Origin of the sequence: Pseudomonas benzopyrenica (assembly GCF_036884265.1) — a bacterium.
Taxonomy (GTDB): Bacteria; Pseudomonadota; Gammaproteobacteria; order Pseudomonadales; family Pseudomonadaceae; genus Chryseomonas; species Chryseomonas benzopyrenica.
In genome coordinates, this window is record NZ_CP145723.1 from 1,663,031 (window position 1) to 1,676,993 (window position 13,963).

Sequence of the window (13,963 nt, forward strand, 5' to 3'; positions counted from 1 at the left end):
TCGCGGTAAAATGCACCGCTTTCTACAGGAGTCTCCACTCATGGCCTTGTTGGGTCGCTTCAACAGCTTGCAGATTTTGCGCAATACCCCCATCGGCCTGTTCCTGGATGCCGGCAACGACGGCGAGGTGCTGCTCCCGCGTCGCTATGCGCCGAGGGACGAACCCTGCGCCGAAGGCGACTGGCTCAACGTCTTCCTCTATCTGGACAGCGAAGACCGCCTGATCGCCACCACCGAGAAGCCGAAGGTACAGGTCGGCGGCTTCGCCAGCCTGCGGGTGGTAGAGGTGGGTCGGGTAGGGATCTTCCTCGACTGGGGTCTGCCCAAGGACCTGCTGTTGCCGCACTCCGAAGAGAAGCGGCCGCTGCAGGTGGGCGATCACTGCGTGGTGCACGTGCACCTGGACACTCGCACCCGGCGGATCGTCGCCACCGCGCGGCTGGATCGCTATCTGGATCGCGAGCCGGCGCGCTACAAGGTCGGCCAACCGGTACCGCTGCTGGTCGTCGAGCAGACCGACCTCGGCTATAAGGTGATCGTCGACAACAAGCACTGGGGGCTGGTGCATCGCAACGAGGCCTTCAAGCCGCTGCGCCTGGGCCAGCGCGAGCGCGGCTTCATTCGCGAGATACGGGCGGACGGCAAGATCAGCCTGACCCTGCAGCCCCAGGGGGCCGCCGCCGGTACCGATCTCGCCGAGCAGATCATCAGCCTGGCCAAGGCGCGGGGAGGGGTGCTGGAACTCAGCGACAGCAGTCCGCCGGCCCTGATCCATCAGCTGTTCGGCGTCAGCAAGGGCAACTTCAAGAAGGCCATCGGCCATCTCTATCGCCAGGGCCGGATCGTTATCGAGGACGACCGGATTTCTGTACGCGAGGACGCCGCGGACTAGCGCCCCGACGGGGTGTCAGATCGCTGTCATGGCTGGGTTGCACCAGGGATTCGGGATCGAAGGCGCGCGCGCGCTCGTCCGGTCCGGCTTCGCGCTCCAGGTCGCCGACCAGGCGGGTGATGCGATCGGCCAGCTTTTCCGAACTCAGGCTCTCGCGTAACCGCTCGACCATGAGTGGCAGGGCGAAGGGCGAGGGATGGTCCAGGGTAACCAGGCGCAGGGGCAGGGCGCCGGTCCGGGTCAGGGTCTGCTGCAAGCGGTCGGCATCGAGTTCCTGACGCAGCACCTCGGTCTGGGCCTGGCCGAGCAGCAGGTTGTCGGGATCGTATTGGCGAAACACCTGATAGAAGAGGCTGCTGCTGGCCTGCAACTGGCGATTGCTCTTGTGCGCCCCTGGGTAGCCGGAAAAGATCAGCCCGGAGATGCGGGCGATCTCGCGAAAGCGGCGCTGGGCGAGTTCGGCGGCGTTGAGGCTGGCCAGGGTATCGCTGACCAGGTTGTCGGTGGTGAAGAGACTGGCATCGAGCAGCTCCTGCCAGTCCAGGCTGACCGGCGAGACCAGTTCCAGGCCATAGTCGTTGACGGCGATGGAAAAGGTGCAGGGGCGCCGCTGCGCCAGGCGCCAGGCCAGCAGGCTAGCCAGCCCCAGGTGGGCATGGCGCCCGGCGAAGGGATAGAGGAACAGGTGCGAGCCTTCGCGGGATTCCAGCGTCTCGGCGAGCAGGTAATGGGCGCTGGGCAGGGCCGACCACTGCCGCTGTACATCCAGCAGCGGTTGCAGCAGGCGCATTTCCGGGCTCTCGTAGCGCTGCGCCTCGGCGTCTTCCAACAGCGCCAGGACGTGCTTGGCGAGGGTGTCCGAAAGCGGCATGCGACTGCCGCTCCAGCGCGGGATGGCGGCCTTGCGCCCGCTGGCACGGCGCACGTACACCGTCATGTTTTCCACCCGTACCAGTTCCAGGGTACGACCGGCGAAGAGAAAGTGGTCGCCGGGCCGCAGCCGGGCGATGAAGCCTTCCTCGATGTTGCCCAGGCGATTGCCGCCGCCGCCCTTGGACCAGAACTGCACATTGAGGCTGGTCTCGCTGACGATGGTGCCGATGCCCAGCCGATGCCGCTTGGCCAGTTGCTTGTCGGGGACACGCCAGATGCCCTCGGCGTCCGGTTCGGCGCGGCGGTAATCCGGGTAGGCCGACAGGGAAGCGCCCCCGTTGCGAACGAAGGCCAGCGCCCAGATCCATTCGCCTTCGCTGAGGTGGCGATAGGCCCAGGCGCTGCGGATCTCCGGTAGCAGGTCGTCCGGTTCGAAGCCGCCGCCCAGGGCGACGGTCACCAGATGCTGCACCAGGACGTCCAGGGGCTTGACCGGGGCGGTGCGCGCCTCGATCTCGCCCGCGGTGATGGCACGGCGAGTGGCCGCCGCATCCAGCAGATCGAGGCTGTAGGTGGGTACCAGGGTCGCCCGCGAGGCCCGGCCCGGGGCGTGACCACTGCGGCCGGCGCGTTGCAGCAGGCGGGCGATGCTCTTGGGCGAGCCGATCTGCAGCACCCGCTCCACCGGCAGGAAATCCACCCCGAGGTCGAGGCTGGAGGTACAGATCACCGCCTTGAGCTGGCCATTCTTGAGACCGGCCTCCACCCATTCGCGGGCCTGCTTCTCGATGGAGCCATGGTGCAGGGCGATCAGACCGGCCCAGTCCGGGCGCGCCTGCAACAGGGCCTGGTACCAGAGTTCGGTCTGGGCGCGGGTGTTGGTGAAGACCAGGGTGGTGGGGCTGTCTTCCAGTTCGCGGATCACCTGCTGCAGCAGCCGCATGCCCAGGTGCCCGGCCCAGGCGAAGCGTTCGACGCCGCCCTGGGGCAGCAGGGTATCCACCTGCAGGCGCTTGTCCTGGCGACCCTGCACCAGGTGTCCCGGTTCTCCGGCCAGCAGCACGTCCAGCGCATGGGCCTGGTTGCCCAGGGTCGCCGACAGGCCCCAGGTCTGCAGCCCGGGATTCCAACGGCGCAGGCGGGCCAGGGCGAGTTGCGTCTGGGTGCCGCGCTTGTTGCCGAGCAGTTCGTGCCATTCATCGATGACCACCAGGCGAACCTGGCCCAGGGCTTCCTGAGCATCTTCCCGGGACAGCAGCAGCGACAGGCTCTCGGGCGTGGTCACCAGGGCCGTCGGCAGCCGGCGATTCTGGCGGGCGCGCTCGCTGCTGCCGGTGTCCCCAGTACGCAGGCCCAGGGTCCATTCCAGCTCCTCGTCGAGCACCGGGCGCTCCAGGGCGCGCAGGGTATCCGCCGCCAGGGCGCGCATGGGCGTCAACCAGAGCACGGTGAGCGGCGGTGGCGCCTGCTTGCGCTTGCTGGGCAGGCCCTTGGCCGTGATCGGCTTGGGCGCGACGAAGGCATCCAGGGCGGCCAGCCAGACAGCGTAGGTCTTGCCCGAGCCGGTGGTGGCGTGCAGCAGGCCGGACTCCCCGGCGGCGATGGCCTTGGCCACCTCGCGCTGGAAGGGAAAGGCCTTCCAGCCCTGGGCGGCCAGCCAGCGACTGCCGGGGCCCTTGCGCGTGCGGGGTGCGGTGGCCATCGTGGCGCTCCTTAAACCGGGTTCGAACGCCCGGTCATCTCGGCCGCCATGGCGGTGGCATAGCTGTCGGTCATGCCAGCGATGAAGTCGATCACCCGCATGAAGGCCTGGTGCAGCGTCCAGGAAGGATCGGGCGCGCTGTTGCCCAGCAGGTCGAGAATGCGGCGGCTCTTGAAGGAAGGCTCGCGCCCGCGATGTTGTTCCAGGGCCGCGCCACAGAAGGCGTTGAGCAGGATTTCCAGGGTGGTGTAGGCGCCGATCTCGTGCAGCGTCTTGCGCTTGTCGTGGAAGATCTTCTCCCGGGCCAGCGCCTTGGCGCGCTGCACGCAGAGCTTGGCCGGACCGGCCATGTGCTCGACCAGGTCATCGCCGAGGGTGCCGGCGAGCAGGGCGTCCTGTTGGTCGACGAAGGCGCGGGCGGTGGCGTTGGTCAGGTGCTCGATGGCCTTGCCGCGCAGGATCGCCAACTTGCGCCGGCGGGAATCCCGCGGCCCCAGCTGGCGATAGGTCTCGGGCAGATCGTCGCCGACCAGGCCCAGCAGCAGCGCCTCGACCTCGGCATAGTCCAGCAGCTCCATCTCCAGGCCGTCTTCCAGGTCGATCAGGCCATAGCAGATGTCGTCGGCGGCCTCCATGAGGTAGACCAGCGGATGCCGTGCCCAACGCTCGGGGCCGAGCAGCGGCAATTCGAGTTTCTCGGCGATCTGTTCCAGCAGCGGCAATTCGCTCTGGTAGCAGCCGAACTTGTGCTTCTTGTAGCCGGGCGCCGCGGCATAGCGTGACGTCCAAGGGTACTTGAGATAGGTACCGAGGGTCGCGTAGGTCAGGCGGGTGCCGCCGTCGAACTGGTGGTATTCGAGCTGGGTCAGCACCCGGAAGCCCTGGGCGTTGCCCTCGAAGTGCAGGAAGTCCTGGCGCTCCGCCTCGCTCATGTCGTCCAGCCAGCCACGGCCGGCGGCCTGGGTGAACCAGTAGCGGATGGCGTCTTCGCCGGAATGGCCGAAGGGCGGATTGCCGATGTCATGGGCCAGGCAGGCGGATTGCACCACCATGCCGAGGTCGCTCGGATCGCACCACTCGGGCAGGGCGCCTCTCAGACTCTCGCCCACGCGCATGCCCAGGGAGCGCCCGACGCAGCTCACCTCCAGGCTGTGGGTCAGGCGGGTATGGATGTGATCGTTGCTGGTGACGGGATGCACCTGGGTCTTGCGTCCCAACCGGCGGAAGGCGCCGGAAAAGATGATGCGATCGTGGTCCTTGTGAAAGGGGCTGCGCCCCAGTTCATCCGGGCTGTGCAGGGGTTTGCCCAGCCGTTCGCGGATAAGAAGTGTCTGCCAGTCCAAGGCCGTCCTCGAGCTATCACCGATAGGGGGAGCGCCGACGATTGCCGTTCGGCGCTTCTGCGTTCTGACCTCGGCAACATACGATCATCACCGCTTACTTGGCAAAGCCCGGCAATTGACTGGCATCCAGGTCGATCAGCAGCAGGCGCTGGCCGCTTTCCAGGAACTGGCTGGCGGTCAGGCAGTACTGGTTGGTGGTGGCATCGCGATAGACCGTCGAAAGCGCCAGGCGGCGCTCGTTCCAGCCTTCGGCCAGCAGGGCATAGAAGTAGGGGCGCCAGGACCAGTTGTGATTGAGGTAGCGGCGATTCTCGCGCCAGAACATGCCGTTCCACTCCAGATTCGGGGTGATCTGGGTGCCGGTGCGGTCGCACTGGTAGATGCGCAGCAGCCCGGGAAACGCCTGGGGATCGGGCAGGGCGCTCAGGGGACCGCCGTGTTCCGCCCAGGGTCTGAGCTGGGTGACGAATTCTGCTAACTGCTGGCGCAACTCCAGCAGCCGGGTCTGCTGGGCCAGCTTGCCGTCGACGAAGCGACTGCGCAGGCTGGCGAAGCGTTGCTGATGACTGTCGCTTGCGCCCAATTCGGCGGTGGCCTCGGCGAAGAGGAAGCCCTGGACGTAGCGAGCGCCGCACTCCAGGGCGAAGTCGAGTTCGGTCTCGGTCTCGACGCCCTCGGCGATCAGCCAGCAACCGGTCTTTTCGGCCATCTGTGCCAGCGCCTTGACCGCCTCGCCCCGGGTGCCACCCCGCGCGGCGGCCTGGAACAGGCACATGTCCAGCTTGAGGATATCCGGCTGCAGATCCAGCACCCGATCCAGTTGCGAATAGCCGGAACCGAAATCGTCGATGGCGATGCGGATGCCGCGTTCGCGATAGCGGGCGACGGTTTGGGTCAGGCTCGGCAGATCGCCGGCTGCTTCGGTGATCTCGTAGACGATCCGTGTCGGGTCGATACCGGAGCGCTCCAGCTGCGCCAGGCTCGGCAATTCGGCACCGCGTTCCAGTTGACTGATCCAGCGCGGCGAGAGGTTGAGGCTGAGAAACCAGTCATCCGGGGCGCTGGCGAAGCGCTGCAGGGCGTCTTCCCGCAGGGTGCGGTCCAGCTGCAGCAGATCCGGGGTCGGGGTATGGGGATCGGCAAACAACGGGCCGACAGAGGTGTAGGTGCCGTCGGCCTGCCGCAGTCGGCCAAGCGCCTCGACGCCGGCAATGCGTCCAGTCGCCGTATCGATGAAGGGTTGGAAGAAGGCAGTGGGTTGACCTCGTAGCACGGTGATTCCTTATCGTCTGACCGCAGTGGAATGCGTGGCGGGATAGCCAGCATGCGATAAGGATGCCACCCGTGAAAACGGCTCCCTGGTGAGCCGTTCGTTCTAACGAGGCGGTGGCAGCGGCTGGTCCGCCTGTTCGCGGTGCCGATTCTGCAGGCGATTGACGATGGGATAGAGCGCCAGACCGATACGGGCCAAGCGACCCACGGCACCGAGGCGCTTGCCGAACAGAGACAGGAACACCGTGGCACCCAACATCAGGGGCTTCTTCGCTGAACTGGTCACCTTGTCCCGATTGGGTCGTACCAGATCGCCGATGAGGCTGATGGGATTGTGCAGGGGCTGAGCGTTGTAGATCAGCTGCTGGCGATACATCTCCATGCGCAGCCTGACCAGTTCCTTGCGCTTGGCCTGGCTGGTGGCGGAGCTGAGCGGCTGGTTCATGGCAGTAGGCGCTCCCGGTTGCGATTGAGTTCTTCCAGGGTGGCGTGGAAAGGGGCGGCACCCTTGACCAGGCTCAGTGCCCGCAGGATGCAGATCACCAGCGCCACGGCATAGAAGGCGCACAGACCCAGGGTCGCGGTCATGCGGTAGGTATCCCAGAAGGCGATGATGATGGCCGCCGAAACGCCCACCAGCACCAGCAGACCGAAGATCAGACTCAGGCCGGTAAAGAGGAACAGCTGGAAGGTACGGACCTTCTCTTCCTGGACCTCGATGCCCAGCAATTCCAGGTGGCTCTGCAGCAGCCCTACCACCGCGCCGGCGAGACGCTTGACCGATGGCTTGGGCGCCTCGTCAGGCAGCTCCCGTGGAGGAGAGGAGGTGTCCATGATGATCCCCCAGGCTTAGCGGCGCGAGGCCAGCAGGCCGATCAGGAAGCCAACGCCGGCGGCGATGCCAAGGGCCTTGAAGGGATTGTCGACCACGTATTCCTCGGTGGTCTCCTTGGCGGCGACGCCCTGGCGGTAGAGGTCATCCTGCTTGGACTTGAGCACGTCGCGGGAGCGCTCCAGGCTGGAGCTCAACTTGGCGCGCAGTTCGTCCGCCTGCTCACCGGCCATGCTGGCGGTGTGCTTGAGCAATTGCTCGGCGTCTGCCAACAGAGTGTGGAATTCATCGGTCAACGCCTGCTCGGCCTCGCCCAGATGACGACGGACCCGGTCAGTGTTCTGCTTGTGTGCCTGCTCATGGATGTCAGCAGCAAGCTCGTCTTTGATCACGGGAGGGGTTTTGTCGTTCATGGCGCGCTCCTGATAGGCGATGGTTATCCGTTTCAGCCCTTTCGAGTGAGGGCTCCGACCAAAGGTTCCGCGGGCCAGGGCCGTCGTCAAGGGCGCGCTAGGCGGCTACAGGTCCAAGCTCACAGCGGACGAATGGTCATACCTTACCCGTTTCGCCCCTTTAAAAGTTCCCCGCTGATCGTCAATTAGAAGAGCTGGCTCACAAAACGGCGTACTAGCGCCATTGGTCGTCTTATTCAAGTAGAGCGCTAGAACTTTGCTGTTTCTATCACTGTCAGTTGCGTCGTATTTGATCATCCATGCACTTCTAGACAAATAACAGGGGGAAGAATGGAAAACGCCATTGATAGACTGACTGCCGCTTTCAGTACTTATAAATGCTCGGTTACGGCACCTCGCCCCGATGGCAGTATCGTGCTGACGGTGCAGGATCAGCAGTGTGACGACGCTCGTGTGAACCGGGTGGTCAGTGCCCGGCAACTGGGCGAGAGCCAGCTGCTGAAGACGGTGATTGACGAGGTTCGCAAGGATGTTTCGCTGCGGGCCGGCGCCCTGGCGCCACAGTCCATGGCGGTGCTGCGTGCCACCGGCGCCAATATGCTGAGATATTCCGAGTAAAGATTCTGCATCAGAACGCTTCAGCGCGAGACTTGCAGTACGAATGCTCGGGTATTCGTTGGTCTCGAACGTTGAAGAGTTGAAGAGGGCAAACAAGCCCTAAGCGTTTTTCCCGCGACTTTTCTCTTAGCTCTTACACTTCAATAGGCGGCATCCCGCACAGGGAAGTTGAGTGGCAGGTAGCTCATACATAGGGCAGGCGACGTCCACTACACCCCAGGACGGAAAGCCCTGTCCAGCCTGCACGGCGGCCAGCCGCGCACTGGCGATCACACCATTGAGCAGATCCTCTTCTCGATACAGCGCCTGGCGCAAGGCCGGCGAGCGATAGAGGATGCGTCCGCATCTGTCCAACAGGGTGAAGGAAAATCGACCGGTACGGTCCGGCAGGGTCGGCCAGACCTTGAGCGGTGCCAGCTGTTCGTCGAGCCGCGCACAGGTCAGCTGATACAGCGAAGTCTGGGCGGATTGCAGCGTCGGTACCGTCTCCACGCCATCCAGTAACGTCGTGGGATTCGCCGTCTGCACGGGACTGCTGATCAGGCCTTCCATGGTTTGCATAGATCCTTGCTCAGTTCGCGACGGTCAGACGGTTGACGGTACCGCTGCCGCCTGCCAGCAAGGCCGTAACGCCGTGACCTTCGTCGATGGCGATACCCAGCCGGATGCTGTCGATCAGCCGCGCGAGGCGAGTGTGGTCGTGCAGCTGCTGTTTGCTGATCAACCGCTTGACCTTGACGCCACTGTCGTCCGACAGCGTCAGACTGACGCTGCCGTCGAGGCGCTCGATGCGGAAATTGACCCGGAAGTCATGCTCGAAGGCTGCGGCGATGAGTTGGAAGGGGTTGTCCATGACGTACCTGACTGGCGTGAGCGGGGTCAGTGCCATTGACTTCAAGGGACAGGGGTAGTTCTGGGAGAGATCCCAGAAGTATGACCGGCGGCCCGTTTCAGCCGCCCACCTGAAGCTCGCGCTCGTTCCAGCACTGCTCGAAAGCCGCTTGCCAGTCGGGTAGCGGCTGGCCCAGCACCGCGGCCAGCTTTTCGGTGGACAGGCGGGAATTGATCGGGCGATGGGCCGGGGTGGGATAGGAGCTGCTGGGGATGGGATTCAGGCGTGCCTTCAACTGACCGGTCTCGCCCAGGCGCCGAGCGATCTGCTCGGCGAAACCGAACCAGGAAGTGGTGCCGTTGGCGGTCAGGTGATAGGTGCCCCAGAGATCGCCCTTGTCGCTGTGGGCCAGCAGGCGGTCAGTGGCATCGGCGATGGTACGCGTCCAGGTGGGCGCGCCGATCTGGTCGTCGACGATGTTCAATTCGTCGCGCTCGCTGAGCAGCCGTACCATGGTGCGCAGGAAGTTGTTGCCCTGCCAGGAATAGACCCAGCTGGTGCGCAGGATGAGGTGACGCTCGGCGTGTTCGCGCACGGCATTCTCGCCGGCCAGCTTGGTCCGCCCATAGACATTGAGCGGGCAGGTCGGATCCTCTTCCCGATAGCGGCCGTCCTGGCTGCCATCGAAGACATAGTCGGTGGAGTAGTGGACCATCGGAATGCCGAGCTGTTGGGCCGCCCGGGCGAAGACTTGGGGTACCCGCGCGTTGATCAGGGTAGCGGTCTGGGCATCGTTCTCGGCGGCGTCCACGGCGGTATAGGCGGCGGCATTGATGATGACGTCGGGCTTTGCGGCCAGGACGCGGTCATGAAGCGCGTCCAGCTGGGTGAAATCCACCTGGGCCCGGCCAACCACGGTGACCTGGGCCTTGGCGGCCAGCAGCACTTGCAGTGCCTGGGAAAGTTGTCCGTGTTGACCCGCGATGAAGACGTTCATGAGACTGAGCTATTCCAGAAGGCTGACGCGTCCATGCCTGTTTGACCGGTTGGGCGTCGCCGTGACAGCCCTGAGCGAAAAGGGGCAGTCTACCCGATGACCGGCAGAGGACAAGGCTAGCCTTTGGCCTGCCTGCCGCTCTGAGCGCTGGCTCTAGCCTGCGGGCTGTCCCTGGGCCTCGGGTACGGAGGAGCCTGAAAAAATATGTTTCACGAATACTTGACAATTGTGCGACCGCTGACAGGTTTCCGTTGGTCATTTTTTCGGTGAGTTGTGCACAACCTGTGCTAGCGCTTGTCAAGCCCACTCGATGCCAGGGTTTTCCCAACCAAAAATCCTGCTTTTGAATTAAGTTATTGATTACGTTGAACTTATCAAACTGATTAAAAAATGATCAACTTGTTCGGGGCGCCCGCAGAGCAAGGCTCCGGGTTCTTTTCCACCATGTTTTCAACAAAGTTATCAACAGAAGCTGTGGATTGTTCCGTGGGATGAGGGCCGCAGAACCTTAATCGACGCTGAACGAAAGACCTATCGAAGGCAGCGTTCAGGCAGTGCTGTCCAGGTCAACCGGACAGGGCCAGCTGACGACTCAACAGGGCACGCAACGAGGCCGGCTTGACCGGCTTGGGCAGGAAATCCAGCCGCGCCTGGCGGACCTTGGCCAGGCATTCTGGGCGGCCATCGGCGCTGATGACGATGCCCGGGATATCCTGCCCCAGCCTCTGGCGGATCCATACGGCGACATCCGGACCGGTATCGGCGTCGCTCAGGTGGTAGTCGACGATGAGCAGGCGCGGCACCAGGCCCTGTTCCAGCAGGGCGGCGCATTCTTCGCGACTGCGCGCGGTCCAGACCTGGCAGCCCCAGCGACCCAGCAGGCTGCGCAGGCCCAGCAGGATGCTGTCCTCGTTGTCGATGCACAGCACCGGATCGCCCGCCAAGGGTTGGGCGGCTTCGCTGGCAGTGGCCGCCTGGATGGCGAGGGCGGGCGCCAGGGGCACCTTGACGCTGAAGACGCTGCCGTGGCCCGGCCAGGAGCGTACCGAGAGTTCGTGGCCGAGCACCCGGCAGAGGCGGTCGGCGATCGCCAGACCAAGGCCCAGGCCCTTTTCCGCTCGGGTCTGGTGGCTGTCCAGTCGCTTGAATTCCTCGAAGATCAATTCGAGCTTGTCCGCCGGAATGCCAGGACCGCTGTCCCAGACCTCCAGGCTCACGCTCTGGCCCTGACGACGCACCCCGAGCAATACCCGGCCATGGGCGTATCTCAGGGCGTTGGTGAGGAAATTCTGCAGTACTCGACGCAGCAGCTTGCTGTCGCTGTTGACCACCAGCTGACTGCCGCGGATGCGCAGGCTGGTGCCCTGATCCTGCGCCAGGGCCTTGAATTCGACGCCCAGGGCGTCGAACAGAGTGGCCAGCGGGAAGGGCGCCGGCGTGGCCAGGATGCGCCCGTTCTCCAGGCGCGAGATGTCCAGCAGGTCGGCGATCAGGTCTTCGCTGGATCTCAGGGCACTGTCCATGTTGCGCACCAGCTCCTGGGCCTCCTGGGCCAGGCCGTCCTGGTGGGCGAGGGCGGCGGTGAACAGGCGGGCGGCGCTCAGCGGCTGCATGAGGTCGTGGCTGACCGCGGTGAGGAAGCGACTCTTGGACTGGTTGGCCGCTTCCGCGTGGGCCTTGGCTTCCTCCAGTGCCTGGTTGAGCTGGGAGAGTTCGCGGGTGCGTTCTTCGACGCGCTGCTCCAGGCCTTCGTTGGCTTCGCGCAGGGCGCGCTCGGCCTCGCGGAAGGCGGTGATGTCGGTAAAGCTCATCACGAAGCCGCGCCCGGGCATGGGGCTGCCGATCAGCTCGATCACCCGGCCATTGGGAAAGGTGCGTTCCGAGGTGTGGGGGATGCCCTGGCGCATCCGTTCCACCCGGCGGGCCACGTGCTCGTCGGCATCGCCCGGTCCGCAGAGGCCGCGCAGGGCGTTGTAGCGGATGATCTCGGCGATGGGCCGGCCAACCTGGATCATGCCGTCGGGATAGTCGAACAGTTCCAGGTAGCGCTGATTCCACGCCACCAGGCGTAGCGACTGGTCGACCACGCTGATGCCCTGGGAGATGTTCTCGATGGCGCCCTGCAGCAGCGCCCGGTTGAATTCCAGCACCTCCGAGGCTTCGTCGGCGATGCGCACCACGTCGTCGACCTGCATGTCGCGGCCTTCGATGGCGGCCTTGACCACCGCGCGCGCGGAGGAGGCGCCGATCACCCCGGCCAGCAGTCGCTCGGTCTGGGCGATCCATTCGCTGTTGGCGTTCATTCCGGGGTGATAGGTCAGGCCGCTCTGCTCGGCGAAGCGGCTGAAGCTCAGGCGGGCGCGCTCATCACCCACGAACCGGGCCGCGAGCAGTCGCAGGTCCTCCAGCTTGACCGCCAGCAGGGCGCGATTGCGCGGCCGGGGCAGGGCGTACTGGGCGATGAAGCGCCCGGCCTGCCAGTATTCCGAGACCCGGGTGCGCGAGAGCAGCGACACCAGGGCGAACAGCAGGAAGTTGCCGGCCAGGGACACCAGGGCGCCGACGGTGGTCGGCTGCAACGTCCGCTCACCCGTGGGCTGCTCGAACCAGGCCAGGCCGGGAAAGGCCCCCAGTGGCCATTGCAGGCTGGTGGCCACCACCGGCAGCACCATCAGATAACCCCAGAGCAGCGCCCCGGCGGTGAGCCCGGCAAAGACGCCGCGGCGATTGGCGGCCTTCCAGAACAGCGCTCCGACCATGGCCGGCCCGAGCTGGGCGATGGCGGCGAAGGCGATCTGGCCGATGGTGGCCAGGCTGGCATTGGAGCCCAGCAGACGATAGCTGCAATAGGCCAGGACCAGGATGACCACGATGCTGGCGCGGCGCACCGTGAGCATCCAGTGGCTGAACACCGCATGGGGACTCTCGACCTGGCCGCGGCGCTTGAGCAGCCAGGGCAGGACGATATCGTTGGAGATCATGGTGGAGAGGGCGACGCAGGCGACGATCACCATGCCGGTGGCCGCCGAGGCGCCGCCTAGAAAGGCCAGCAAGGCCAGCCAGGGACGCTCCTGGGCCAGCGGCAGGCTGATGACGAAGGAGTCGGGCAACACGCCGCCGGGCAGATGCAGCTGGCCGGCCAGGGCGATGGGGATGACGAACAGGGCGGCCAGCGCCAGGTAGAGCGGAAACACCCAGCGCGCCAGGTTGACGTCCCGGGTATCGGTGTTTTCCACCACCGTGACATGGAACTGGCGCGGCAGGCACATCACGGCGATGAAGGCCACGCCGGTCTGGATCAGCAGGCCCGGCCAGTCCAGCGTCTCGCGCCAGTATTCCTGCAGCTGCGGCGCCTGCTGGGAACGGGCGAGCAGGTCGCTGAAGCCATCGTGCAGGTCGTAGGTGACCCAGAGGCCGACGGCGAGAAAGGCGGCGAGCTTGACCAGGGATTCGAAGGCGATCGCCAGCATCATCCCGCGATGGTGCTCGGTGACATCCAGGTTGCGGGTGCCGAAGAGAATGGCGAACACCGCCAGCACCAGGGAAACGAACAGCGCCGTGTCCTGGGCACGAGTGCTCAGGGATTCGGCATTGATGCCGGTCAACAGGTTGACGCCGATGACGATGCCCTTGAGCTGCAGCGCCAGGTAGGGCAGGACGCCGACCAGGCAGATGAGCGCGACGACGATGGCCAGGGTCTGGGACTTGCCATAGCGGGAGGCGATGAAGTCGGCGATGGAGGTGATGTTTTCCTTCTTGCTGATCAGCACCATCTTCTTGACCAGTTGCGGCGCCAGCAGCAGGAAGAGAATGGGGCCCAGGTAGATGGGCAGGAACGACCAGAGCTGGTCAGCGGCCTGGCCGACCGCGCCGAAGAAGGTCCAGCTGGTGCAGTAGACGGCCAGCGACAGGCTGTAGACCCAGGCCCGCAGGCGCGGCCTGAGCGGTGGGCGGCGATCGCCATAGAAGGCGATGGCGAACAGCAGGGCCAGGTAGCCGAGGGTAACGGTGATGATCAGCCCGCTGGGCAGGGACATGGCGACTCCAGACATTCCAGGCGCCCATCGCGCCCGGACAAAGTGTCGCACCTTGGGGTGCCAGACGTCAGTTCTGGCGCGCGATGGGATGACGGTGGGTTGAGCCAGACGGCCGGCCCTGTTAGGTTGGCGGGCTGATTCAAGCGAGAGAG

Annotated in this window: 12 protein-coding genes; 2 read left to right on the forward strand and 10 right to left on the reverse strand. The window is 65.0% G+C overall.

Annotation, left to right across the window (positions count from 1 at the left end):
* Positions 1-40 precede the first annotated feature (40 nt).
* Positions 41-892 (forward strand): CvfB family protein, encoded by an 852-nt coding sequence (locus V6W80_RS07700; protein ID WP_068385518.1) that lies wholly within the window; start codon positions 41-43, stop codon positions 890-892.
* Here V6W80_RS07700 and V6W80_RS07705 read toward each other — a convergent pair.
* The 6 genes from V6W80_RS07705 to V6W80_RS07730 form a co-directional block, all read right to left on the reverse strand.
* Positions 846-3,467, reverse strand: coding sequence for a ligase-associated DNA damage response DEXH box helicase (locus V6W80_RS07705; protein ID WP_338546466.1), 2,622 nt, complete (start codon positions 3,465-3,467; stop codon positions 846-848). The genes V6W80_RS07700 and V6W80_RS07705 overlap by 47 nt on opposite strands.
* Positions 3,468-3,478: 11 nt before the next feature.
* Positions 3,479-4,810, reverse strand: a complete 1,332-nt coding sequence (locus tag V6W80_RS07710; protein WP_058792083.1) for a deoxyguanosinetriphosphate triphosphohydrolase — start codon at positions 4,808-4,810, stop codon at positions 3,479-3,481.
* 94 nt (positions 4,811-4,904) lie between these two features.
* The gene (locus V6W80_RS07715) at positions 4,905-6,083 is read right to left on the reverse strand and encodes an EAL domain-containing protein (RefSeq protein ID WP_338546468.1); all 1,179 of its coding nucleotides are present in this window, start codon (positions 6,081-6,083) and stop codon (positions 4,905-4,907) included.
* 102 nt (positions 6,084-6,185) lie between these two features.
* The gene (locus V6W80_RS07720; protein WP_017639720.1) at positions 6,186-6,527 is read right to left on the reverse strand and encodes a hypothetical protein; all 342 of its coding nucleotides are present in this window, start codon (positions 6,525-6,527) and stop codon (positions 6,186-6,188) included.
* Positions 6,524-6,916: a phage holin family protein gene (locus V6W80_RS07725; RefSeq protein ID WP_017639721.1), complete on the reverse strand. Its 393-nt coding sequence runs from the start codon at positions 6,914-6,916 to the stop codon at positions 6,524-6,526. Before V6W80_RS07725 ends, V6W80_RS07720 begins: the two co-directional genes overlap by 4 nt.
* A 15-nt stretch (positions 6,917-6,931) precedes the next feature.
* The gene (locus tag V6W80_RS07730) at positions 6,932-7,327 is read right to left on the reverse strand and encodes a DUF883 family protein (protein WP_338546472.1); all 396 of its coding nucleotides are present in this window, start codon (positions 7,325-7,327) and stop codon (positions 6,932-6,934) included.
* A gap of 330 nt (positions 7,328-7,657) precedes the next feature.
* On the opposite strand from V6W80_RS07730, the gene V6W80_RS07735 reads away from it, so the two are divergent.
* Positions 7,658-7,945 carry a DUF3509 domain-containing protein gene (locus V6W80_RS07735; RefSeq protein WP_007159080.1) on the forward strand — a complete coding sequence of 96 codons (288 nt, stop codon included), beginning with the start codon at positions 7,658-7,660 and terminating at the stop codon, positions 7,943-7,945.
* 126 nt (positions 7,946-8,071) lie between these two features.
* Here the strand turns inward: V6W80_RS07735 and V6W80_RS07740 are convergent, their stop codons facing one another.
* From V6W80_RS07740 to V6W80_RS07755, 4 genes are all read right to left on the reverse strand, one after another.
* Positions 8,072-8,497 carry a hypothetical protein gene (locus tag V6W80_RS07740; protein WP_017639724.1) on the reverse strand — a complete coding sequence of 142 codons (426 nt, stop codon included), beginning with the start codon at positions 8,495-8,497 and terminating at the stop codon, positions 8,072-8,074.
* A gap of 19 nt (positions 8,498-8,516) precedes the next feature.
* Positions 8,517-8,798, reverse strand: coding sequence for a DUF3509 domain-containing protein (locus tag V6W80_RS07745; protein WP_064306571.1), 282 nt, complete (start codon positions 8,796-8,798; stop codon positions 8,517-8,519).
* Positions 8,799-8,895: 97 nt separating this feature from the next.
* Positions 8,896-9,774, reverse strand: a complete 879-nt coding sequence (gene rfbD, locus V6W80_RS07750) for a dTDP-4-dehydrorhamnose reductase (RefSeq protein WP_184291137.1) — start codon at positions 9,772-9,774, stop codon at positions 8,896-8,898.
* A gap of 566 nt (positions 9,775-10,340) precedes the next feature.
* A complete protein-coding gene (locus V6W80_RS07755) occupies positions 10,341-13,811 on the reverse strand; it encodes a hybrid sensor histidine kinase/response regulator (RefSeq protein ID WP_257706367.1) in 3,471 nt (1,156 codons plus the stop codon).
* Between the last annotated feature and the right edge of the window lie 152 nt (positions 13,812-13,963).

What these genes read in the sequence shown, in the direction of transcription:
- V6W80_RS07725 (WP_017639721.1), bottom strand. Translation starts at nt 6,916, where the DNA reads ATGGACACCTCCTCTCCTCCACGGGAGCTGCCTGACGAGGCGCCCAAG.
- V6W80_RS07735 (WP_007159080.1), top strand. Translation starts at nt 7,658, where the DNA reads ATGGAAAACGCCATTGATAGACTGACTGCCGCTTTCAGTACTTATAAA.
- V6W80_RS07705 (WP_338546466.1), bottom strand. Translation starts at nt 3,467, where the DNA reads ATGGCCACCGCACCCCGCACGCGCAAGGGCCCCGGCAGTCGCTGGCTG.
- V6W80_RS07755 (WP_257706367.1), bottom strand. Translation starts at nt 13,811, where the DNA reads ATGTCCCTGCCCAGCGGGCTGATCATCACCGTTACCCTCGGCTACCTG.
- V6W80_RS07700 (WP_068385518.1), top strand. Translation starts at nt 41, where the DNA reads ATGGCCTTGTTGGGTCGCTTCAACAGCTTGCAGATTTTGCGCAATACC.
- V6W80_RS07745 (WP_064306571.1), bottom strand. Translation starts at nt 8,798, where the DNA reads ATGGACAACCCCTTCCAACTCATCGCCGCAGCCTTCGAGCATGACTTC.
- V6W80_RS07730 (WP_338546472.1), bottom strand. Translation starts at nt 7,327, where the DNA reads ATGAACGACAAAACCCCTCCCGTGATCAAAGACGAGCTTGCTGCTGAC.
- V6W80_RS07720 (WP_017639720.1), bottom strand. Translation starts at nt 6,527, where the DNA reads ATGAACCAGCCGCTCAGCTCCGCCACCAGCCAGGCCAAGCGCAAGGAA.
- V6W80_RS07740 (WP_017639724.1), bottom strand. Translation starts at nt 8,497, where the DNA reads ATGGAAGGCCTGATCAGCAGTCCCGTGCAGACGGCGAATCCCACGACG.
- rfbD (WP_184291137.1), bottom strand. Translation starts at nt 9,774, where the DNA reads ATGAACGTCTTCATCGCGGGTCAACACGGACAACTTTCCCAGGCACTG.